The sequence below is a fragment of the Deltaproteobacteria bacterium HGW-Deltaproteobacteria-18 genome (assembly GCA_002841885.1).
Taxonomy (GTDB): domain Bacteria; phylum Desulfobacterota; class Desulfovibrionia; order Desulfovibrionales; family Desulfomicrobiaceae; genus Desulfomicrobium.
The window spans coordinates 184,919-208,619 of sequence record PHBE01000009.1 but is presented as its reverse complement, the minus strand read 5'-3'; the positions used below and the strand labels follow the sequence as shown (position 1 = coordinate 208,619).

Below are 23,701 nucleotides of genomic sequence, written 5' to 3'. Positions count from 1 at the left end.
GGCAAGGTTTCATGGCCCACCTTATTGCCGCCAACGCGGTTCTCATCCTGCACCTTTCCTTCATCTGTCTGATCATGCTCGGCGGCCTTGCCGTGCCCAGGTACCCGCGATTCGCCGTCGTCCATGTCCCTGCGGCGCTCTGGGGCGTTCTGGTCGAGGCCTTTGGCTGGTACTGTCCGCTGACGGATCTGGAGAACGCCCTGCTGCGCCGGGCTGGAGAGGAAGGGTATGCGGGAGGATTCGTGGAGCGGTACCTGCTCGCCGTGATCTACCCAGACGGGCTGACCCGAGAAGCCCAGATGATGCTGGCAGGGGCGGTCGTAGTGGTCAACGTCGCCGTGTATGGTTGGGTTCTGAAGAAAAGATCGGAGCGCAATCGGACGGAAAAATGAAAAAGTCAGGACAGGACGCGCTGCACACGCCTGAGTCTCGGCCACCAGTAGGCGTCGAAGGTTGAGAGCGTAACCCCCCGACTCGCCGACGCGTGCAGAAACGTTCTGTCCGCGACAACTACGCCGATGTGGTCCCCGCCCTTATCCAGAAAATACACCAGATCTCCGGGCCGCATCTCCCTGGCGTCGATACTTTGCCCCATCCGGCTCTGGTCGCGGGATGTGCGGGGCAACTCCACTTGAAACGCCTCCCTGAAAATGTTCTGCACCAGTCCCGAACAATCCACGCCCTGCCGATCCGTGCCACCGATGCGGTGCCGCACGCCTTTCCAGGTCTTGAACTGGGACAGCAGAATGTCGGAAACCGACGCGTCACGGAGAGCGGATGGAGAAGGGGGGATCAAGGGAGGCTGGATCACGGACTTGGGCGCGCAACCGACACCCAGAAAGAGCAGGCACAAAAAAAACAGAGTGGAAAAATTAACGGCCATCCGGCCTGACAGAGCACAAGGGTTTCGGGCAGTCATATATTGGCGCCCCCTGCATGCGCCAGGCACCCGGGGCAAAGTGCTGGCCAAGACATCGACGTCCGGCCCAGGCTCAGCCGCCGTTGGGACGAAGGTCCATTTCGTTGCAATCCAGGATGCGACGGACGCGCTTCAGACGCGGGGTCCAGTACCCGTCGAACTTGGACAGGATCACACCTTTCTTGCGCGAGGCGTGCAAAAACTCGTTTTCATTCACGGCCACGCCGACATGCTTGCGGCCGCGATCAATGAAGTAAAGCAGATCACCGGACTGGATCTCGTTGCGGGGCACAGGCTCGCCCAATTTGACCTGCTCTGCGGATGTGCGGGGCAAATCCATCTCAAAGGCGTCCTTGAAGACAGCCTGCACCAGCGCCGAGCAATCTATACCGCGATAGTCCGTGCCTCCAAGGCGATAGCGCACTCCTCGCCAGCCTTCATACTGGGCCAGAACAATGTCGGCAATGGAAGGAACCGGCTCGATTTCATCCGTCATCGCCAAGGAAGAGAAGTCGGCGGCATATTCAGGATCCGACATGGAGAAATAATCGTTGTCACGGGAAAAGAGGATCGAGTAATCGAATTCGCGGTGGCGTACAGACAGGGCTTCACCCCGGGCCCCTTCCGGATGTCCCGAAGAATCATGCAGGGCGGCTGCAAGGTCTGCGGTGGAGTCCACGTGTTTGGTCGAACATCCGGGCAAGGTGCAAAAAACAAAAAGGATGAGCGCAAATACAGGCAAAGCCGAAAACTCTCTACGGGGGCCTTGCCCACCTTGCGGAAAATCCATAGCGTCCCCTCCAGTGCTCATTTTCAGTGTGCTAGCTACACAAAAAATCACCCTAAGTCAAAACAGTTGCCGCAAGTTCTCAGCCGCTACATACCTTCGCCGTCCGGCGCAAGGACCTGTTATCGGGCCTGAACGAAGAACTCGCGCACCAAAAAAAAACAGGCGACCTCAGAGGAAAAGACCCATGAAATATTCACAGGCCAGGCAAGGGCGGACATTTGTCATCCGGCTGGAAGATGAAGACGTCGTGCACGAACAAATCGAACGACTGGCACTTGAAGAAAAGGTAAAGGCAGGATTTCTGATCATCTTGGGCGGGGCGGACCGTGCCAGTTCCCTGGTGGTCGGCCCCGAGAAAAGCCGGGGCGTCTCGCCGGTCACCCCCATGAATCACCTTTTGGATGATGCCTGCGAAGTGGCGGGCACCGGGACAATCTTCCCGGACGAAACGGGTCGGCCAGTGCTGCACATGCATATGGCCTGCGGCCGTGAAACCAGCACCGTGACCGGCTGCATCCGCGGCGGGGTCAAGGTCTGGCAGGTCATGGAGGCCGTGCTGGTCGAACTTGTCGACACGGACGCCGCAAGGGTGCTCGATGCCGCAACCGGATTCAAGCTCCTACAGCCTTGAACCTTCTCCAGAGGGAATCTGAACGCAATCCTTGCGAAAGGGCGCGGGCCTTCCGCACGCACGTTGAAGCGGCTCTTCGGATGACGCCGCTTTGCACAGGATGACCTGCCGCACCAGACGCGCGAGGCTGCCTAGGAATACTCGCGCGGGTTCTGTCCCAGCAGACAGAACACCTCGTAAGTGATCGTGCCCCACCATCCGGCAAGCTCATCGGCAGAGATGGCTGCGGGGCCATCGCCTCCAAGCATGAAAATCTCATCGCCCGTAGCCGCCTCCGGCACCTGGGTCAGGTCCACGGCGGTGAGCTGCATGCAGACCCGGCCAAGGACCGGAACGCGCCTGCCGTGAAGAAGCATCTGCGCCTTGCCCGACAGCCCGCGTGAATAATTGTCGGCATAGCCGATGGCCACGATACCCACGCGCATTTCGTCAGGAGCGGTAAAGGTGCGCCCGTAGCTCACGCTTTGACCGGCAGGGATGGTCCTGGTCTGCACCAGCCGGCTTGAGACCTGCATGGCGGGCTTAAGGCCCAGCCCCTTCTCCTCCCAGGGCGTGCCGTGAAAGGGGTTTCCGCCGTAAAGGGATATGCCCGGGCGCTGCAGGTCATGATGAAGTCCGGGATAGGCGAAGATGGCCCCGGAGTTGGCCAGACTGGCCCGCACATCCAGGCCCCGGGCATGCAGGGTCTCAAGGATGCGTTCAAACCGGCCGCCCTGCTCCCGTACATACTCGACCTGCTCCGGATCGTCGGCCGTGGCCAGATGAGAACAGGCCATGGTCGCCCGGACATGCTCCAGCCCGTCCAGAGTGTCGGCCACTCCCGGCGCCTCCTGCGCCGTAAAACCCAGCCGGGACATGCCCGTGTCGAATTTCAGGGCGACCCGGACCGTTGTCCCGGCGTGCCGCGCGGCCTCTTCCAGCAGCAGCAGCTGTTCGGTGCTGCCCACGAAAGCGACAACGTCGCGCTCGCACACGCACGCATAATCGGCCGCATCAAGAGGACCAAGCAGGGATATGACTTCGGCCTCGGGCGCTGCGTCCTTCAGAACGGAGGCCTCACCCACTGTTCCTGCCGCCATGGTCCGGGCCCCGGCCGCAAAAAGAGCCCCGGCCGCTTCGGGAAGCCCGTGCCCATAGGCGTCGGACTTGATGACAGGCGCAGGGTTCACGGCGCGGGTGCGGATCAGCCTGTAATTGTCCACCAGCGCCTGCAAACGAATGCGCGTGCGCACATGATTGTACCAGATGGTCATGAAATGCTCCTTGAGTGATGATCTTGTCAGACGCGCAGTCGCACGTGATAGCCGCGCCCGTCCCTGGCCACGAGCAGGAGCACCGTGTTGGCCATGCGATAGCGCTTGAAAGCCCGGGCATAGTCATCCGTGGACGCCAGCGCGTCTCCGGCCACCTTGAGCAGAAGGTCCCCGTTCTTGAGCCCCAGCTGCTGGGCAGGGCTTCCGGGGCGGACCCCGGACACGACCAGGTTGCGTCCCCTGGCCTGTACAGTCATGCCCCAGCGACGAACAGCCATGTCCAATGCCTTTTCATTCGTAAAGGGTTGCAGCCTTACGGACGCCCTGCGCTTTCCCGCCTGCCCGGCAAGATCGAGACGCAACTCCTGACCGAGTGTAAAATTTCTGAGTATGCGCTGGTAATGGTTCCGGTCCTCGACAGTCACCCCGTTGACGGAGGTGATCACATCCCCGGGCGTTATCCCGGCCTTTTGCGACAATGCCTCATGCACCTGGGTCACGAGCATCCCCCGCGCCTCCTCAAGGCCCAGATAACGGGCGATGCGCTCGTCCACATCCTGTCCCTCAAGTCCCAGCCACACCGCCTGCACACGGCCGAAACTGACCAGCTCATCCACGACCCGCTTGGCCTTGTTGATGGGAATGGCAAACCCGATTCCTTCGGCTTCGGCATAAATAGCTGTATTGATCCCGACCAGCTCGCCGGCCAGGTTCATGAGCGGACCGCCGCTGTTGCCGGGATTGATGGCCGCATCGGTCTGGATGAAGTCCGTGAAGGTACCCTGCTTGGTCTCGATGGTCCGCTCCATGGCGGAAACCACGCCCGTGGTCACGGTATTGCCGAACCCGAACGGGTTGCCGATGGCGATGACCGTCTCGCCGATCATCATGTCCGATGAATCGCCCATGGTGGCCTGCGGCAGGTCCCGGGCGTCCTTCAGGTGCAGGATGGCCAGGTCGAAGTCCGGATCGGAGCCGACCAGTTCGCCGTCGAACTGCCGCCCGTCCAAAAGGCGCACCCGGATGGTCGATGCCCCCTCGATGACATGCGCGTTGGTCAGCACCAGATTCTTGCCCGCGTCGATGATCACTCCCGACCCGAGGCTGCGTTGCTCGAACCTTCGAGTCAGGTCCTGCGAGCCGAAAAAATGGCGGAACAGGGTGTCGTCGAACATGGAGCCAAAAGGATTGAGCTCCTGTTCTACGATGCGTGCGGTGTGGATGTTGACCACCGCCGGAGCCACGCTTTGCACGGTGCGCACCACCGGCGTCATGCGGATGTCCCTGTCTGAGGCAAAAGAAAAATGGGCGCCCAGGAGCGCCCAGCAAAGGATCACGGCCAGCAACTTGAAAAGTTTCATGGCAAAATCTCCTTGAAAATCATATCGGAAAATGCGTGCGGCTGGTCATGAAAAGGCCGCTCCCAAATTTTGAGCCACGTGTCAGTCAAAATCATTCATCCAGGGAAATGGGGATGGTCCTGTTCACCGGACGCCGGGTGAGCTTGGGCACCCGTACCTGCAGAAGGCCCGACTTCATGCTGGCGGCCACGGACTGGTCGTCGATATCCTCCGGCAGCTCGAAACGGCGAGAGAAACAGCCATACGACCGTTCCATGACCTGAAAGGCAGCGCCCTCGACGTTCCGGGGCGGCTGGCGCTCTCCGAAGACGGCCAATTCATTGCCGTGAACCTCAAGCCGTACATCTTCGCGCTCAAGCCCCGGCAACTCGACCAGAACGAAAAACGCATCCTCGACCTCGATCACATCGGCCACGGGCCTGAATCTGGCCATCCTGCGCCCACTCTCGGCAAATGGAGACGAGCAGGCCGAATTCTCGACCAGACGCTGCATCTCCTCTTTCAAATCTTCCATCTCAAGCCAGGAATTCCAGGGAAAAAGCTTTGCCATAATTCACCAGGGTTCTCATCGTTTGAAGCTTTAAACCACCAAACCGCCCAAGGGAGCCCGCGCGCGGCGTTCAAATGAAGAACAATGCCCCCACCACAACCAAAATTGCAAGAATCACCACCGCGATCCAGATGTTGCTCTTTTCTTCGCCAACAAACATGGCGCTACCGATTTGCGAACTCCGGATATTTTCGTTCTGGGCCTGGGCAAGGCGGCGCATCTCCTCCGCCTCGGCTTCGGCCTGCAGATCTTGCCCACGCCCCAGCTTCCTCACTTCCTCCATGGCCAGAGCGTAGACAACGCCGCACTTGGGACATTCGAAGGGAGTCGCGAAGGCTTCGTCACCGTCCTGCCTTTCATACTGACATTTGGGACATTTCTCCAACCGCAATTTCATATTGGCGGGTATGACCACAGCCTCGTCCGCGTTTAGGGTCCTCAACGCCCCGTCGCCTTCGGCAGCGTCCGGAACGCCGGGGGTCTCGACACTCTTGGCAAGCTCGGGAGCTTCCTTTTTATCAGTGTTGTTTTCCATTTCGCTCATTCGGAACTCGTAACTTTCTGCAGTTGCAGGATATCTATATCCCCTTTGAATATCTTTGCGATCCCGTCCTGATAGAGGGTCCGCATGCCGTGCTTGATACCCATCAGAGCGACCTCTTCGGATGATTGCTTGCGGGCGATGGCCTTGCGGATTTCAGGAGTCGCCACGAGCAGTTCGTGAATTCCGGTTCGTCCCCTGTATCCGGTCTGACCGCAACGTCCGCAGCCTTTTGCCCTGTATATATTGACCTTGGAGCGCTCTATGCCAAGCTCGGGGAAAAACTCTTCGCCATACTGATTGAGCAGGTACTCCCACTCCTCATCGGAAGGCGCATATGACTCGCGGCATTGCGCGCACAGGGTCTTGACCAGACGCTGGGCCAGAATTCCATGCAACGCTTCTGAGAAGTTAAGAGATTCTATGCCCATGTCCAGAAGGCGGGTCACAGTTTCCGCAGCGGAGTTGGTGTGCAGGGTCGAAAAAACCATGTGACCCGTCAACGAAGCCTCCACACCGATCTGCGCGGTCTGGAAATCACGCATCTCGCCAACAAGGATCACGTCCGGATCCGCACGCAGAAAAGAGCGCATGATGCGAGGAAAATCAAGGCCGATGGCGCTCTCGACCTGGACCTGCTGGAGCCCTGGCTGCGTAATTTCAACCGGGTCTTCGACGGTCCATATCTTCTTGTCCGGAGTGTTGATGCGCGCCAGGATGGAGTGCAGGGTGGTCGTTTTTCCGGAGCCTGTCGGTCCGACGACCAGGAAAATGCCATGTGGCTTGGACATGAGGCGCTCGATCTGGATCTTGTTGGCATCGCTCAGGTTCAGCTTGTCGAAGGGCAGGGCCTTGCCGGAGGTGAGCATGCGCAGGACGGCGCTCTCGCCGTGCACGGTGGGGAGCGTTGCGACACGAAGCTCAAGCTCGCGGCCCTTGAAACGGACCCTGGCCTTGCCGTCCTGCGGCAGCCGTCGTTCGGAAATATTGAGGTTCGAGAGAATCTTGATGCGTGAAACCACGGGCTTGATGATGCTCTCGGGCACGGTCAGCACCCGCACGCAGGTGCCGTCGATGCGCATCCGCACCACCCCCGGACGTCCCGTCCGTGAAGGTTCGATGTGAATGTCCGAAGCTCCGGTCTTGTGCGCGTGCATGATGATCTTGTTCACGAATCGGACGGCGAGCTGGCGGCTCTCCTGGGAAATATCCTCCTCTTCGACCTGCGTGAGTTCAAGGCCCTCCTCGGATACTCCTTCCAGATCGGCCAAGGCTTCGGAGAGGTCGTCATCATCGTCATATTCGTCGAACTCATTCTCGTACTCTTCCTCGTGCATGGCTTCATAGGCATCCGCCATGCCTTTGGAACTGGCGCCGGACTTGAGCAACTGGCTGCGATCGCCAAGAAAGGCCAGAATCTCCTCGGGCAGCCCCACCCTGAATTCATATTCCTTCGCGGTCAGGATCCGTTTAATTTCCTCTATCTGTTCGGAATCGTGCGGATTGTGGATGAGGATCACGACTCGCTCGCCCCTGGCCTGAATGGGCACCCACAGATTGTTGAGCAGGTACTGGCGGTTTATGCCTTTGAGCATCTGCTCGGAGACGGGATTATCCTGGTAGCGCACAAAAGGCGTCTGATAATAGATTTCCAGAGATGCTCCGATGTCATCCGCGTTCACGCCATAATCCAGCTGCAGCAGGCGGGAGGTGGAAATTCCCTTTCTGGCCGAGCGCGAAATGGCGTCATCAAGCTGCTCGCGGACAAGAACGCCCTTCAAAACAAGATTCTCGTACGGGCCCTTGGGCAGACTGCGCTCCTCGAACATCTTCTGTCCCATGATGCTCACGATCAGGCGACAAAACGCCTCATCCTCGCGTGAGAAATCGCCTTCCTGCTTGTTCAGAAGCTGCAACACTCCCAACAGCTCATTCTCGTGCTGGATGGGCATTGAGATCACATTGCGCGTATCGAATCCAACCAACTGGTCGTATTGACGATCAAAACGCAGGCTCGGATGGATGGCCTCAAGTTCCCCGGATTCAATGCTCTTGAGGATAAAAGGCAACTGCGACTGGGCCGTATACCCGGCAAGACTCGACGTGTTGATGGGCAGCCTTACCTCGCGGGGCCTGCCGTCCTTCAAAACCAGCGCGAACAATTCCGCGTGCTGCGCATCGCACTTGTACAAACGTATCTGCTCGACCTGAAAAAGGGCCTTCAGATCGGGCAGACACTTGTTCCAAGCCATCTCAAAGGCCTGGGCCGCCTGAAAAATCTTCTTGATGTCGATCAGCTTGGACTTGAGCATACTACCTCGCCTTCGCGGCCTATCCGTGCGGTGTGAACAAGAAACGGGACCGGGAAATGGCCTCCGGTCCCGTGAAACGACAATTCATGAACAAGAGATCAATCCAGATACGGGGAGGAGAGGCCGCCATTGTTCTGATCCGACATCGCCCTTATCTTCATTATCAGCTCGTCGCGCTGCTGCTTGAATATATACCGTTCCGAATGGCAACGGATACGGGCAACCAGATCGGTCTTGTCCGGCAGCTTGATCATGTAGTCGTTGGCCCCAAGAGCGATGGCCTTCTTCTTGAGCTCAGGCTCCTCGCGGGCCGACAGCACGATGAGGGGCACGTCGCGAAAATCCTCGCTGCTCTTGAAGAACTTGACCATGGTCAGCCCGTTCACCCCCGGCATGACCAGATCGAGCATTATCACGGTGGGCTGGACTCCGATGGCGGTTTCCAAGGCCTTGTCCGGCTCCTTGCAGTAATTGAAGATGATGTCCGTCTCCGAGGAGAGCTTGATGCGCATGGCCTCGCCGATCAAGAATTCATCATCGATCAACAGCACCGATATCGGCAATTTGGTCACATACTGATCCGCAATGGAATCTACGTCCTGAGTGTACATGTTCATCCTTTGCGCTCCACGATCTGTACATTTTCAAGATACTTGGTCATCACTTTAAGCAGCTTCTGAATTTCTTCCGTATTCTTCTGCATCCCGGCTGTCTCGATTTTGTATCCGATATGGCTCAGATAATCAAAGCCATAGGTGCTTCCAAGCCCTTTTTGGCTGTGCCCGTGACGACAAATGACATCAAAGTTCTTCTCGGGCAATGCCTCCTGCATCTCGGCAACATTGGAATGCATGGTATCCATGAACAGGGGCACGAGCTCATAGAGTTCCGCATCAACCTCGACAGTGTAATCCTGCACGTCCTCGGCGATCTCCTCGGGCACCTCGGTGCCCGGCACCGGCTCCTCGATTTCATCTTCGATCAGGTCGGTCTTTATCTCGTAGACGATATCCACCCGCTCAAGGTAATTGCCCAGCGCCAGCAAAAGATCCGCAAGCTGCTCGGCATCCCGCGCTTCGGCGGCAGACTGGATTTTCCGGCCGACGATGCTGATGTACTCGAAACCGTAGGTGCTGCCGAAGCCCTTGTGACTATGCCCGAAGCGACGCATGGTCGGAAAGTCCTTCTGGGCCAGGGCCTTGCCCATGAGCTCCAGATCCTTCTGCATGGCGTCCATGAGAAACGGGATGAGCTCGGACATTTCCGGCGCGACGTGGGCCACATAGCGTCCATCCAACGGCGCAGGCAAATCATCCCCGCCCATCTCCCCGGAACCCTCGCCGGGCTGGACCTTCGGCGTCGTGCCCGTGTTCATGAACACGGCAAGGTGATTGACCGCCTCGACGACCACGGCCGCCTGCCTGCTCCTGGCCGCGCTTTCGATGATCTTGCCGGACTGGCTGATCTCGTCCACGGCGTAAGTGCTGCCCAGTCCCTTCAGGCTGTGGCCGCAGCGCTGCATGGTCCCGAAGTCCTGGGTCGTGATGGCGTCGGCGAGCTGCGCCTGAAAATCACGTACCGTGCGCAGGAAAAGCGGGCGCAGATCCTGCAGCTCGGGATCGATCTGAACCGGGGAATCCTGCTCGTCGTAAATGGGCGTTATCTCCGTCACCAGCAGGGGTTCGGGTTGCGCGACCAAGGATTCACGCTGTCCGGCGAAGAGGTCGATGATGTTGATGAGCGCCTGCTTCTTGATGGGCTTGGCCAGAAACTCCGTACATCCCGCGTCCATGGTCTTCTGACGGTGCTCCTGGAAGGCGTGGGCCGTCAGGGCGATGATGGGCGTCTTGTATTCCCGCTTCTCCTGCTCCCAGGCGCGGATGCGGCGCGTGGCCTCCAGTCCGTCCATGACCGGCATCTCCATGTCCATGAGCACGAGGTCGAAAGGCTCTTCGGTGAACTTCTCGACCGCGATCTTGCCGTTCTCGGCATGAGTTATGAAGACGTTGCTGCTTTTGAGAAAAAGCTCAACCACCCGTCTGTTCGCCTCGACATCGTCGACCAGAAGCACCTTCCAGCCCTTGTCGTGGAGATCCGTCATGCGCCTGCGCTGGGACTCGGACACCACTTCGTAGATCTTGTCGTGCAGGACGACGCCCCGCTCGCTCTTGAGGATATACGACAAGGGGCCCATGTCCGTCGCCTTGGGCAGCCGCGCGAGATCCTCGGCGGTCTGCACAGCCAGGACAAGGTTGGCCATGGGGATTCCCTGTCCGATGAGCAGGTGCACGATCTCGATTCCCGGCACGTTGTCGACCATGGAATCGATCAGGATGGCCTGGAAGGCAAAATCCTTCTTGTGCGCGTTCAGGGCATCGATGGCCTTGGCCGCGGACGGGCAGGAAACGGGCACAAGCCCCCAGGTGCGCACCAAGGAGGAAATGCTCCCCCGGCCTTCCGGCTGGTTCTCGATGATGAGCAGATGGGTATCCGCCGGGATCTTGAGACGGAATTCCGGCAGCCGGACCTCCTGATCGGGGGCAAGTGGCAATTTGAAGAAGAAGGTCGTTCCCTGACCGGATTCGCTCTCGACCCAGATCCGTCCGCCCATGAGTTCCACGAGTTTCTTGGAGATGGCCAGCCCAAGGCCAGTGCCTCCGAATTCCCGCGTCGTGGAAGAGTCGGCTTGCGCGAAGCTCTCGAAAACAGCGTTCAGCTTCGATTTCGGGATCCCTATGCCCGTATCCTTGACCGCGAAGAGGCAACACGGAGCCCCGTCGTCCATGACGGATTCGGTCACGGACATGGTCACGCCACCGGTGCTGGTGAATTTTAAAGCGTTACCGACAAGATTGATGACAATCTGCCGGATGCGGGTCGGATCGCCGATGTAGCGTTGAGCCAGCCCTTCGGAAACCTTCTTTTCAAGCTTCAGCGACTTCTCCTCCGCCCGATACACAAAGAGCTTGTTCACGTCGTCCACAAGCTCCCGCAGATTGAACGGGATGGATTCGAGCTTGATCTGGCCGACCTCTATCTTGGAAAAATCGAGGATGTCGTTGATGATGCCCAGCAGAAGCTCGCCGGCCGAACTGAAGGTCTTGACGTATTCCTGCTGATCCTCGTTCAGGCTCGTCTCCTGCAGCATCTCGGCCATGCCCAGGATCGCGTTCATGGGCGTGCGGATTTCATGGCTCATCCGGGCCAAAAATTCGCTCTTGGAACGGGTGGCCTTGTCGGCCTGGTCCTTGGCCACGCGCAGGTCCTCGGCGTGCTGCCGCAAAAGTTCGCTGGCCTTCTTGCGGTCGGAGATGTCCTCGATGACGAAAATGATGCCCCGAGTCAGGTCCTGCGGGTCGATGGCCTTGGCGGAGACCTGACTCCAGAAGACGCTTCCGTCCTTTCTGCGGAACTGGTATTCGAGTTGGGTGATTTCCCGCTCGGCCAGACGATTGAAAAACTTCTCGCTGAAGTCATCGAAGTTCCGGCCGGAGACATGGAATTTTTCGGGGCTGACAAGGGGCATCTCCGCCGCCGAATAGCCGAAAATGGTCGCGAATCTGCGATTTGCCCGGATGACTTTGTGGTCGGAACTCAAAACCGAGATGCCGACCAACGAATTGTCGAAAATGGCTTGCAGTTCATGATAGGCGTTGTTCAGATCTTCCGTGCGCGCATCGACCTTCTCTTCGAGGCTTTTGTACAGCTCCTTGAGGCTGCGGCTCATGATGTTGAATCCGTGGGCCAGAACCCCGAGTTCGTCACGGCGCTGATCCAGATTCGTGGTCACGAATTCGCCTCGCGACAGGCTCTGGGTAAGCACAGAGAGATTGACGACCGGAAGAATGAGCAGGCGATTCAGGAACACGTACAGAAAGAGCGCGATCAGGCCGAGCACCACTGCAAAAGCGGCCACGAGGCGAATGGTGGTTGCCTGCACCTCCTGACGAGCCTTGTCGACAAACATCCCCAGCTTGACCTGGCCGATGCTTTTTCCTCCAGCAAGGATGTCGTGGGTAACCACGCTCACGTCCCTTGCGCTGTAGGCGCTCATGAGGTCGTCTCTGGTCAGCCCGACCCTGACCTCGCCTTTCAGGAAGGATTTTCCGACAGGATCGAGGATCTGGCAGTACGCCACAAGAGGGGAATACTCGGCCTTGATCGCCAGCTCCTCCAACAGGTAGATGCTCTCCCGCTGGATGGCGGGCACGCTGGCCTGGGCGACCATCTCCGCCTGCTCCATGCCCTGCCTGCGGATGTCCTTGATGAGAAAATCAAGCTGCGTGACGTAGATGAAATACCCCAATGCAAAAAAGCATATCGCCAGAATGAACTGAATCCCGATATGTATCTTGAACTGGAGCAGATTAAAAAATGATTTTTTTCTTTCCATATCCTACTCGTGCTGTAGCCGCCGACGGCATGGGCAAAGGTTTCATGAGATTTCGTCTCCCGGGTGGGCGTCAGGGCAAGGCCAGCACCGCCTGCACGGCATCGAGCAGGTCTTCACGCTTGATGGGTTTGCTCAGGCACTGTTTGGCACCCATCAGACGCGCCCACTTCAAATAGTCCGTGGCACCGCCCCTGCCCCCCGCGGACATGGCGATAATGCGAATCCGGCTGTTTTCCTTGCGCAGTTCGCGGATGATCTGGATTCCTTCCTTGTCCGGCATGATAAGGTCGGTGATGACCAGATCGAAATCCTGAGACCGGTACAATTTGAGCCCTTCCTCGCCGTCTGCCGCCTGAACTACATTGTAGCCGGCGGAAATCAGGATCTTGGCCAGGGCCAGACACATGAGCTTGTCGTCGTCGATGACAAGAATGTTCTGCATGGCCGCACTTTGTCCGGGATCGGAGCTTTGGGAATTGGGTTGCGTCATTTGAGCCATATCTCCACACGTCGATTTTTTTCTCTTCCGGCGCGGATGTCATTGCGTTCTATCGCGCCCTCTTCACCCGCAGCGAGGACAATGAGATCCTGCAAACCTCTTTTCCTGAGCGCCTCTGCGACAACTTCGGCCCTTTTGCGCGAAACCGCCAAGTTGGAGGCATAGGCTCCCACGGAATCCGAATAGCCAACCAGAACGATTGTCTTTCCAGAATTCTTCGGCTCCTTCATCATGGCCGCGATTCGGGCCAAATCTCTGCCGCCCTGTTCGTCCAGTTCAAGATTTCCGGACTCGAAGTGAAAAACAAACGGCAATTTCTGCGCCCCGTAGGTACCGTCGAGGTAGTCCTGCAAAATCGGCCGGCGGGCGCTCTCCGGGACCGCTTCACCGTCGAACTGCACCAGCGGCGGAAGCGAAGTCAGCGGCGGAGCTTTCAAAACTGGCGGCGGCTCGGTTCCGGCCACCTGCGCAAAAGAGGATTCCGGACTTTCCAGCGGCGTATCGCGGTCCGCCGCAGCGGCATCACCTACGATCTCGCTGTTTTTCACAAATCCGAATTTCTTGACTGTTTCCTGACCGGAAGCGCCCAAGGCAACGCGACCGAAGTCGCGAGCGTATACATTGTCCGTCGTGGCCTTGAGGTAGAGGTACAGGTTGCGACCGGCCGGATAGGCATGGGTGCGAATGGATTCGGGAGTGGGTGCGACGGCCCCGGAATCCGCGCCCGGCTGGAGTGGCATCTCGCGGCACTGGTTGGCCATGGTGATGCTGCTGAACCCTATGGCCCAGGGGTCCTGGGACACAAGCTCCGGCAGCAGGTCGGGGATGTCGACAACACGGGCCGAGGTGGCAAAATCTTTTCCTTCCAGAAAAAAATTCTTTACAAAACGGGATGTTGCGAAACTATTCTGCAAGACGAAAACCTTGATCGGCGCCGATGGGCCGTTGACCTGTTCCCAATTTGAGATCTCGCCGGAAAAAATGCCGCCCACCTGTTCAATCGTCAGGGCCGGCACGGGATTGTCCTTGTGCACAAGCACCGCCACGGCGTCCATGCCAAGCCTGTGCTCGCTCTGCCGCGTAATGACCCCCTCGCCGAAAATCTTGGCATCCACCGCAGAGAGCTTGTGCGTAGCCATTGCGATGTCGCAGTCTCCGACCTTGAGAGCCGAAAACCCGGCGGCCGTTCCGCGACCGCTTATCCCGATGGCGCGGATTTCCCTGGCCGCATAAAAAATCCCTTCAACGGTCATTTCATCTGCATTCTTGCCCGGAATCCGGCGCACCTCATTGGCTCCGATATTCTTCAGGTATAATTCCGCCAGTTCAGGCACTAGGCGGTTGGCCAGCGTACTCGATCCCGCCAGGTTGAGGATGGTCAGCGTGGAATACTCGGCGGGTCTGTAAACGCCCTCGACCCTGGCTCCGGTCTCGTCTTTTTTGAGCACCACGGGCGGTGGAGTTTCCCAGCCGGGGATGGGCTTGAACTCGATGCGATAAAGATTGCCGGCCTCGTGAAATTCTCCGGCTTCATGCCATTGGCTGAGCAGCCGCCACTGCCCGCCACCGACGGTGGCCTCCTGCGGCGAAATGGACACGTGCGCGACCGGATTGACCGTGCCAAGCGAAAACAGGTCCGGCCTGAGAAAAAACGTGACCGCCGCCCCCATTACGCCAATTGCCAGCACCGCAAGAAAGAAACCAAAAAATCTCCCAGACGATCCAGATCCGTCCCTGTCAGCCATATATACCGCTCCTCTTCGCCATCACCTTAAATTTGAAACTATTTGGGAAGAATGTATTTGCCGAGAATCTTGTCGAAACCACTTCCATCCTGAAAAATGGCTCCAACCTTTGCTCCTCTTATGGATTCGATCGAAATCTTTTTCTCCATCCTTGAGCGCTCATCATCATCCAAAATAAACTTTAATATCAACACAGATCCAATATTAAAATCACACCTGTTGCACTCGAATCCGACTCCTGTAAGCGAAATATCCGTGATTATGACATCCCCAGCAGGATCTAGAGACTCGAACGAATCAAAAAGAAGTCCATGTATATATGTTTCTTTTCGATAATATTTCCGAAAATTGAAAGAAACTTTAAATTTATGCGAGCATCGACGACATGTCGCGTTCACATTCCAGTGATAAACATCCTTGATTCTTTCAACGGCGACATCCTTCTCCAGTTTGCATTGAGGGCATGCAAAAGATACCACCATTTTGTTATGCACGAAAACTTCAACATCTGATATTTTTTCTTCAGTCATATTTTTTTCTTCGTGTTACAATTAAGATGTTGAAAATACGTCGCAAAATGCAGATCAATTTAAAAAAGGGTTTTCATAACCCAAGTCCTCCGAAATCACGAAAAAAAACATCAGGTCAGAACCAGGACTGTTCGTGCGAAATGACACGCACAGCCGCCCGTTTCAAGCTAAAAATCACATTGTGAACAGTCGCCGTAGCAAATTCTGGTTCACGAAAAAACAGGCCCGAAAACCGCACACCACTCTTCAAACACAAACACCGCAAAAAGTGCTTCCGGATTCGGCATCCTGAACATCGCTGAAGGGGCAGTAGTCGCAAAAATTGTGGCCGCAATGAACCCCAAGTCGGCAACGCAAGATTCAAAGGTCGAAAATTCATTGAAATCTGTTGAATATCATTACAAATTCGAGCCGATAATGCAATCCATATAATCAGATTACCTCTTGCCCTGCATGGACAGCAAGGTCCTCTTTTGCGCCAAGGCGTGAAATGCAAAGCACGCGCAAAACGTACAAAAACCCCAATTGACAGCGCATTGCAACTGAACAAGGATCACAATGTATGTCATCCGCTGCACATCCGGTCATTGCAATGATGAAACATGCCCTCTTGTCCACTAAGGCTGACAGTTGATCTTGATGGCATGTAAAACAAACAATTTCAGCGCCCTGCCTAAAAGGACAGCTTACCATGAACTCTCGCCGCATACACATCGTCAGAGACGGCCCGGGAACCCTGGGCCCAGTGATTTACTGGATGCACCGGGACTTTCGCGCCCAGGACAACTGGGGGCTTACCCACGCCCGCTTGCAGGCGCTCAAGATCGGGCAACCCGTGGCCGTTGTCTTTTGCCTGGCTCCGGAATTTGCGGGGGCGACAGCGACGCATTTCAATTTTCTGCTCGATGGACTGACGCAAACGGCGCACACCCTCAGGCAGCAGAACATCAGCTTCTTCGCCCTGGCCGGAAATCCCGGACTGGAAGTCGCAAATTTCGCCCACGCGCACGGGGCCGGTCTGGTTGTCACGGACTTCGATCCTCTGCGCGTCAAGCTGCAATGGCACAGGGATCTGCTTTTGGCCTGCGGGCTGCCCGTGCACGAGGTCGACTCGCGCAACATCGTGCCCGCGCGGGTGGTTTCAGATCGGCGCGAGTTCATGGCCCGAACCATTCGCCCCAAAATAAAGCGTCTGCTGCTTGAATTCCTGGATGAATTCCCTCTTCTCCCCCCGCATCCACACGCGTGGCCGGGATCGTTTACGGCGCCGGATTTCACCGTCCCCCGGCCCCGGCTGCTGCATGACGCCGGGCGACAAAGGCTGCTTGTCGAACCCGGCGAAAAGGCCGGTCGCTCCCTGCTTAAGGATTTTCTGACAAACAGGCTCCCCTTCTACGAAAGCCGCAACGATCCCAACCAGGATGTCTGTTCCAACCTCTCCGCGCACCTGCATTTCGGCATGCTCTCCGCCCAACGCGCGGCACTTGAAGCGCAGACCTGCGGGCTCACCGGGGAGCATGTCGACTCCTTCCTCGACGAACTCATCGTCCGGCGCGAGCTTTCGGACAATTTCTGCCTGCATACACCGAACTACGACACCGAAGACGGCTTCCCCGCCTGGGCCAGGGAGAGTCTGCACAAACATCGCAACGACCCTCGCCCCGTCATCCATTCGCCGGAGGAATTCGAGGCGGCCAGGACCCATGACCCGCTCTGGAACGCAGCCCAGACCCAGATGCTGCGCAGCGGCAAGATGCACGGCTATCTGCGCATGTACTGGGCCAAGAAAATCCTGGAATGGTCACCCTCGCCGGCCGATGCCCTGCGCACTGCCATCCTCCTCAACGACCGCTACAGCCTCGATGGCCGGGACAGCAACGGCTACACGGGCATTGCCTGGTCCATCGGCGGAGTGCACGACCGTGGCTGGACCGAGCGCCCGATTTTCGGCAAGATCAGATTCATGAACTTTGCGGGCGCGCGCCGTAAATTCGATGTGGACCGATTCGTGAGGACTTGGAGCGCGCCCAAGGATGATGCATCAATCTGACCCCCAGGAATAACGAATGTCCGTTTCGCAGGGCCGAACCCTTCTCTTTCTGTGCCTGATCCTGCTGGCCACGCCCTTGCTCCCGTCGCCGGGTTCATGCGCCCCTGTCGAATATGCGGTCGAAATTCCGGCCCTGCCGGACGACCTCACCCCGCTTCTTTCCTCCGTCTCGGATTGTTTGAATCTGCAAAAAAATCCTCCCGATACGCGAGGCCTGCTGCGCAAGCGTATGACCAACGACATCGGCTCATTCATCAACGCGCTCCAGGCCAGAGGATACTTCAAGGCCCAGGTCGCAGGCGAACTGGATACCAACGTCACTCCGCCGACAGTCCGTTTCCAGATCGAACCGGGCGCCCGTTTTGTTTTCGGAAAACCTCGGCTCGTCCTTGTGCCTGACGACTCCGCCCGCGAGCATCTGCGGGACGCCCTGCACAGAATCAGGGCGGACGAAAAATATTCCTCCGGCACGATTCTGGACGTGGAAACGGCACTTCTGGAACGCCTGAAGGAGCATGGATACCCCTCGCCTGTTGCCCGAGAAAAAAAGATCATCGCTGATCATGCCACGGACAGGGTCAGCGTAAGCTTTACCATCGACACGGGGCCAGCTGCGACATTCGGCACCACGCAAATTCAGGGGCTTGAAGACGTCGCGGACAGGGTCGTCACCGCCGAACTGGCCTGGCAGGAAGGGAGGCCCTTTGATCGGCGCAAGGTGGACAGAACCCGCGAACAACTCATCCGCACCGGACTTTTCCGTTCGGTGCGCATCGAGGCCGAGCACCCGGAAGGCTCAAACACCGTGAACATGAACCTCACCCTGCTCGAAGCCCCGCATCGCAGCGTGCGCGCGGGTCTTTGGTACTATACCGACCTTGGACTGGGCACCGACCTGGGCTGGGCGCACCGCAACATTTTCGGAGCAGGCCAGGAATTGCGTCTCGACGCCGAGCTCGCGGAAAACCTGCAGCGGGCCAAAACAGATCTGATCCTGCCCCGCATGTGGCATCCCAGGCAAAACCTCGGACTTTCGGCCCAGTACGAGCACGAAGTCACCGACAGCTACGAGTCCACCAACATTTCCCTCTCGGCGCTCATGCGCCGACCTTTTTCGGAACTGCAAGTGGGCTATGGGCTGGCTTATCGTCTGACCGAGGTGGACAACGACGAGGTTCGGCGCTTCAATCTTTTCTCAATTCCTCTCATCGCCGAATTCACCAATGCCGACAATCTGCTGGACCCTACCCGAGGCGTGACCCTGGCCGCACGCATGGAACCATTCACCGATATCGGACAAAGGGAGACATCCTTTGTGCTGTGGAACCTTTCGGGGCGGCACTACCTGCCGCTGACCAGGAACAAATCCATCGTCCTGGCCACGCGTGGACGCTACAGCCTGCTGGCCGGAACCAACCGGGACAGCATCCCCGAAGACATGCTTCTGTACGCTGGAGGCGGTGGCTCCATACGCGGTTACGCCCACCAGTACGCGGGCGAACTTGACGAGGATGACGATCCGATGGGCGGCGTGAGCGCTGTGGATTTTTCAGCGGAATTGCGTTTCCGCATCAACAGGGAATATGGGGTCGCCCTTTTCGGGGACGGCGGCGGCGCCTTTTCCGGCAGAAACCCTTCGGACAGGGAAGATTATTTTTGGGGAGTCGGCGCCGGACTGCGCTATTTCACGCCCATAGGACCAATCAGGGCAGATGTAGCTGTGCCTTTTGAGCGCAGGGAAGACGTGGACTCTTTATTCCAGCTCTACATCAGCCTGGGGCAGGCCTTCTGATGAATCATGTCATGACCAAGCGCATGCGAAAAGCCTTCGCCATTTTCATAGCCTGCGTGGTGCTCGGCACCGCATGCGCCGGCCTTATCCTGGGCACGGACAAAGGGCGGCAAGGCCTGCTCGACTCCATCAGCAGCCTGACCACAGCACCGGACTTCCACTTGAAAATGGAAGGCCTCCGCCTTGGCGGCACGTGGACCCTGGCCCGCGTGACCGTCAGCGATGCTCTTGGTCCCTGGCTCGATGCCGAAAAAATCAGCGTGCGGCCGCTGCTGGGCGAACTGCTCAGGGGCAGGATTTCCTTGGAACATGCAGGTATCGAGCGCCTTGATATCAAACGGCTGCCTCGGGCCGAAGAAACGTCCGAGGTTTCGAAATCCTTTGCCCTGCCCGCCTTGCGCATCGGAGCCGCGGATATCGATGCTCTGCGCCTCGGGCCGGACGTCGCAGGACACGAGGCCCTGCTCTCCCTGCACGGTGCGCTGAGGCTCGACCAGGACGAGCCTCACGCCCGTTTACGCGTGGCCAGGCTGGACAGAACGCAGGATCTGGTGGAACTTGATGCCCGCCTCGACCTACGCGAAAAAACCCTTGAACTGCGCCTGGACTTGCACGAAGAACCGCAAGGGCTCCTGCACTCCGCATTGAGCATGAACGGCACGCAGGGCATCACCCTGCAGGCGGCAGGCAACGGCCCCATGAAAGACTGGAGCCTCGATTTCAAAGCCCTGATTTCCGATGTCGCGCAACTGTCCGGCAACGCAACCCTCGACCTTGACGCAGCTTTGGACATTGATCTGCGCGCACTGATCACGCCAGGTCCTGCCTGGAGCCTGTTCACGGGACTGCCGCAGGAAAGCCTGACCCTGTCAACCCTCATGACGTGGCAGGATCCGGTCCTGAACATCGCCCGGATCGACCTGCAAAGCGCCCTTGGGAATCTGGACGGCAACGCCACCTGGAATGTTGAGGCGCAAACCCTTGAATCCGCGGCCAACGCCCACGGTGTAGACGTGTCCTGGCTCATGCCTGACGACATCCAGGCTGGCCCAGTCAACGCTTCCGCCGACTTGCGCATGGACCCGCAAGGGGTGCGCGCACAGGGAAAAATCCTGCTGCGCGACCTGGATTTTTCCGGATATCCCGTACCCGCCGCCATGGCACACCTGTCCCTTGACGTGCCCGCCGGGACGAAAGGATGGCAGCTAAAGACCGAGCTTGACGCACAGACCCCTACCCTGCCTGAAGGACTTCACGCATGGACGGCCGCCGCAACTATGGGCGGCGAGGAAGCAGCCTTTTACGTCAAAGATCTGCTGCTGGAATCAGACCGGCTTGGACTGGCTGGCAACGGCACCCTCGACTCACTCGTGAACGTGAATGCACGGCTCGATCTGCGCGAGATGCCCACGGGCCTCTCCACCAAGCCCCTGTCGGCAATTTTCGACGCCAAACTTTCGGGAAATCTGGATGTTGCCGCTTCGAGCTTGAATGCCAGCCTCGAAGCCAAGGCCGTGCAGATTGACGGTTTGCCCCAGGAGCTTGAAATGCTGTTGGGCCCAAACAGCCTCCTGCTGGCCAAATTCAGCCTGTCGCCTCGACTGCTGGACCTCCACGAAGCACAGTTGCTTGCGCGCACAAAGGCGGAAGCAAGCGGCCAGTATGACCTGGAGAAGAACATTTTCAAGGCCAGACTTGGAGCCGCCTTTCCGGAATTCAGCAGATCCGCCTTGCGTATCGCGAGAGGGACGACCCTGCGCGCCCTGGCCTCGGGCAGCCCCGAATCCTTCGGACTGGATCTTTCCGCCGCCAGCTCAAGAATCAGCGCCGGGAAGCAGTCCCTGTCCAGCGTCACTGCGACGGCCGCGGTACTAGGTTTGCCTGCCGATCCCGCAGTCACTCTAATGGCCAAAGCCATGGCCGAACAGGAACCCGTCAACCTGGACATGCACATCGCGCCAGACAAAAGCCTGATCCGTATCAAGGAATGCACCCTGCGGCTCCCGGATACGACCCTGAATTTGAGCGGCGCACTCAATCCCGACACGCTTCTTTTCAGTGGAGACGCCGGTTTTCAAAGCGCCGATTTAAGCGCCCTGGGACGCATCCTGGGCGCCGGACTTGAAGGAGAACTTTCCCTGCAAGCCCGCCTCGACGCGTTCGAGGGAAAGCAGACAGCCGTCCTTGAAGGAGAGGCAAAATCCCTGTCCGCCTTCGGTACGCGCATCGGCGGGGCTTCTCTGAGCGGCACGCTGGCCGACCCGAGGCTGCCGGGTGTAACAGACGTCAAGTTGGAACTGAATTCAGCGGATCTGGCCGGTATGCAGGCCGACACGATAAACGCGAGGATACGCAGTTCGGAAGCCGGCTACGGATTCGACATTCAGCTCGCTCACACTTCTTCCCAGACGGACCTCTCGGCTCGGGGGGTGCTGTCTTCGGACCTGACCGGCCTTGCCGTTGAACATCTTCGCGGAAGCCTGCTGCGTCAGGAACTCAGGCTTGAATCCCCCTTCGACATGACCGTTTCGCCAAAGGCCACAAGCTGGCGGGAAGCCGATTTGAGATTCGGACCGTCGAGACTGCGCTCCAGAGGCAACGTTTCGGCCGAAAACACGGATATCACAGCCGACCTGACTGATTTCGATCCTGCGCTGTTGCAGCCTCTTTTCCCTGGCCTTCCCAGCGCAAACATAAACGCCCAGCTCGACGTCGAGGGCTCGCCCTCCAATCCAGACGCCCGGTTGCGTCTAGAGGTCGCCAGGATCCGTCTGGAATCCTCGAGCCTGGAAAGTCTGCCCGACCTTGATGCCAAAGCTGACGTACGCCTGCGCCAGAACATGCTGGAAGCGCAGGCATCCTTGGCCTCAAAAGAAGCCATCGAAATAAATGCGCGCCTCTCAAGTCCCATGCGGATCGACCTCTTTGCCCCGGAGATCCCGGCGATGGCGCCGCTTTCGGGACAACTCACGGGTTACACCAGGCTCATGTTGCTGCCGCACCTTCTCCGTCTTGACGACCAGACCCTGGAAGGAGATTGCGCTCTCGATTTTCGCATCAGCGGCACTTGGGCTGATCCGGCACTTCAGGGCACGGCTCAGGTTCGCGATGCGCGCTATGAAAACTACCGCAGCGGGACCATTATCCAGGATCTCGACATGGACGCCAAGGCCGACGGTTCCGTCCTGACGGCAAATCTCTCCGCCACAGACGGCGCAGCAGGCAAGGCCGAGGCGACAGGCCAGGTGGACTTGCTCACGCTGAAGCACGTTGTCGATGTTCTTTTCAGCGACTTCCAGCTCCTGCGCCAGGATCTGGTGCAGAGCACGGCCAAGGGCGGCCTGCGCCTGCAGGGAAACCTTGAAAAAACCCAATTGCGCGGCACCGTGACCCTTGATCCGACCAGGGTCCGTCTCCCTGCAAAAACACCGGCTGACCTGGCACATATTGAAGTCACTGAAATCAATGCTAAAAACACTCGCCCACAGACAGACGCCAGGTCTTCAAATTTTCTGCTCGACCTTGATCTGAAGGTTGCGATCCCGGCTCGCTTGAGCGTTCAGGGCCGAGGCCTCGATTCGGAATGGTCCGGCAACCTGCACATCGGCGGCAACCATGTCAGGCCAGTTATCAACGGCGAAATGAACCTGTTGCGGGGCAACTTCGATTTCCTCGACCGTTCCTTCACCCTGAGCAAAGGATCCCTGTCTCTCAATGGCGAGACCCCGCCCAACCCCTTCCTTGACGTGCTCGGCGAAACCCGGATTCTCGAAAATCTCGTCCAGGTCCGCATCAGTGGTCCTGCCAGAGATTTTCGGGTGAACCTGTCGTCCGTTCCGGATCTGCCTCAGGATGAACTGCTGGCCCTGATCCTTTTCGGCAGGTCCCTCAGGCAGATATCCCCGCTGCAGGCGGTGCGCCTGGCCCAGGCTGCCGCGGAAATGACCGGCCTTGGCGCGAGTACGGATTTTCTGGACTCCATCAAATCAAGCCTGGGGCTCCAGGAAGTGGACGTCACCAAAGACGAAGACGACAACACTGCCGTGGGCGTAGGCGGCTATTTTGGGGGCAAATATTACATTCGCACCCAGAGTAGCGTCTCGGGGCAGGATCGGACCAAGGTCGAAATTCAGCTCAGCCCGAAAATCAGCGTGGAAACCGAAGTCGGATCAGATTCTCGGCAAGGGGGGGGAGTGATGTGGAAGCTTGATTATTGAATCCGGCTTGCATCCGGACAATCGGAGTCTCACAGGGGGCGGAGCGCAGAGAGGCTAAATAACTGATTAAAGAAAATCCAGGACCGAAGCGTATTGCACCCGGTGAGGGTCTGGATTT

16 protein-coding genes are annotated in these 23,701 nt (G+C 58.1%); 5 read left to right on the top strand and 11 right to left on the bottom strand.

The features are described 5' to 3' along the window. Positions 1 to 11 precede the first annotated feature (11 nt). Positions 12 to 392, top strand: a complete 381-nt coding sequence (locus tag CVU60_10160) for a DUF2784 domain-containing protein (GenBank protein ID PKN41741.1) — start codon at positions 12 to 14, stop codon at positions 390 to 392. Between the two features lie 5 nt (positions 393 to 397). On the opposite strand, the gene CVU60_10155 is transcribed toward CVU60_10160, so the two are convergent. Together CVU60_10155 and CVU60_10150 are read right to left on the bottom strand one after the other, a co-directional pair. Further along, on the bottom strand, positions 398 to 919 hold the full coding sequence (locus CVU60_10155; GenBank protein PKN41740.1) for a hypothetical protein: 522 nt from the start codon (positions 917 to 919) through the stop codon (positions 398 to 400). Between the two features lie 73 nt (positions 920 to 992). After that, positions 993 to 1,730 (bottom strand): hypothetical protein, encoded by a 738-nt coding sequence (locus CVU60_10150; protein ID PKN41739.1) that lies wholly within the window; start codon positions 1,728 to 1,730, stop codon positions 993 to 995. Between the two features lie 163 nt (positions 1,731 to 1,893). Here CVU60_10150 and CVU60_10145 point away from each other — a divergent pair, with 163 nt between their 5' ends. After that, on the top strand, positions 1,894 to 2,340 hold the full coding sequence (locus CVU60_10145; GenBank protein ID PKN41738.1) for a DUF296 domain-containing protein: 447 nt from the start codon (positions 1,894 to 1,896) through the stop codon (positions 2,338 to 2,340). 131 nt (positions 2,341 to 2,471) lie between these two features. Here the strand turns inward: CVU60_10145 and alr are convergent, their stop codons facing one another. From alr to CVU60_10100, 9 genes are all read right to left on the bottom strand, one after another. Next, positions 2,472 to 3,593 carry an alanine racemase gene (alr, locus tag CVU60_10140; protein ID PKN41737.1) on the bottom strand — a complete coding sequence of 374 codons (1,122 nt, stop codon included), beginning with the start codon at positions 3,591 to 3,593 and terminating at the stop codon, positions 2,472 to 2,474. Between the two features lie 26 nt (positions 3,594 to 3,619). Continuing rightward, entirely contained in the window at positions 3,620 to 4,954 is a 1,335-nt protein-coding gene (locus CVU60_10135) for a peptidase (GenBank protein PKN41736.1), read from the bottom strand. A 91-nt stretch (positions 4,955 to 5,045) separates the two neighbouring features. Continuing rightward, complete coding sequence (locus tag CVU60_10130; GenBank protein ID PKN41735.1) at positions 5,046 to 5,504, bottom strand: heat-shock protein Hsp20; 459 nt, start codon at positions 5,502 to 5,504, stop codon at positions 5,046 to 5,048. Positions 5,505 to 5,574: 70 nt separating this feature from the next. Then, complete coding sequence (locus CVU60_10125) at positions 5,575 to 6,048, bottom strand: hypothetical protein (GenBank protein PKN41734.1); 474 nt, start codon at positions 6,046 to 6,048, stop codon at positions 5,575 to 5,577. Next, the gene (locus CVU60_10120) at positions 6,045 to 8,357 is read right to left on the bottom strand and encodes a general secretion pathway protein GspE (protein ID PKN41733.1); all 2,313 of its coding nucleotides are present in this window, start codon (positions 8,355 to 8,357) and stop codon (positions 6,045 to 6,047) included. The genes CVU60_10125 and CVU60_10120 overlap by 4 nt, the downstream gene beginning before the upstream one ends. A gap of 98 nt (positions 8,358 to 8,455) precedes the next feature. Beyond that, a complete protein-coding gene (locus CVU60_10115) occupies positions 8,456 to 8,974 on the bottom strand; it encodes a response regulator (GenBank protein ID PKN41732.1) in 519 nt (172 codons plus the stop codon). Beyond that, positions 8,971 to 12,750 (bottom strand): hypothetical protein, encoded by a 3,780-nt coding sequence (locus tag CVU60_10110; protein ID PKN41731.1) that lies wholly within the window; start codon positions 12,748 to 12,750, stop codon positions 8,971 to 8,973. The genes CVU60_10115 and CVU60_10110 overlap by 4 nt, the downstream gene beginning before the upstream one ends. A gap of 70 nt (positions 12,751 to 12,820) precedes the next feature. Further along, positions 12,821 to 13,249: a response regulator gene (locus CVU60_10105; protein ID PKN41730.1), complete on the bottom strand. Its 429-nt coding sequence runs from the start codon at positions 13,247 to 13,249 to the stop codon at positions 12,821 to 12,823. Next, positions 13,237 to 14,994, bottom strand: a complete 1,758-nt coding sequence (locus CVU60_10100) for a hypothetical protein (GenBank protein ID PKN41729.1) — start codon at positions 14,992 to 14,994, stop codon at positions 13,237 to 13,239. Before CVU60_10100 ends, CVU60_10105 begins: the two co-directional genes overlap by 13 nt. Before the next feature lie 1,221 nt (positions 14,995 to 16,215). On the opposite strand from CVU60_10100, the gene CVU60_10095 reads away from it, so the two are divergent. The 3 genes from CVU60_10095 to CVU60_10085 are packed head-to-tail and all read left to right on the top strand — an operon-like array spanning position 16,216 to position 23,583. Further along, complete coding sequence (locus CVU60_10095) at positions 16,216 to 17,574, top strand: deoxyribodipyrimidine photolyase (protein PKN41728.1); 1,359 nt, start codon at positions 16,216 to 16,218, stop codon at positions 17,572 to 17,574. A gap of 16 nt (positions 17,575 to 17,590) precedes the next feature. Next, entirely contained in the window at positions 17,591 to 19,366 is a 1,776-nt protein-coding gene (locus tag CVU60_10090; GenBank protein PKN41727.1) for a hypothetical protein, read from the top strand. Next, positions 19,366 to 23,583, top strand: a complete 4,218-nt coding sequence (locus CVU60_10085; GenBank protein PKN41726.1) for a hypothetical protein — start codon at positions 19,366 to 19,368, stop codon at positions 23,581 to 23,583. Before CVU60_10090 ends, CVU60_10085 begins: the two co-directional genes overlap by 1 nt. Positions 23,584 to 23,701 lie beyond the last annotated feature (118 nt).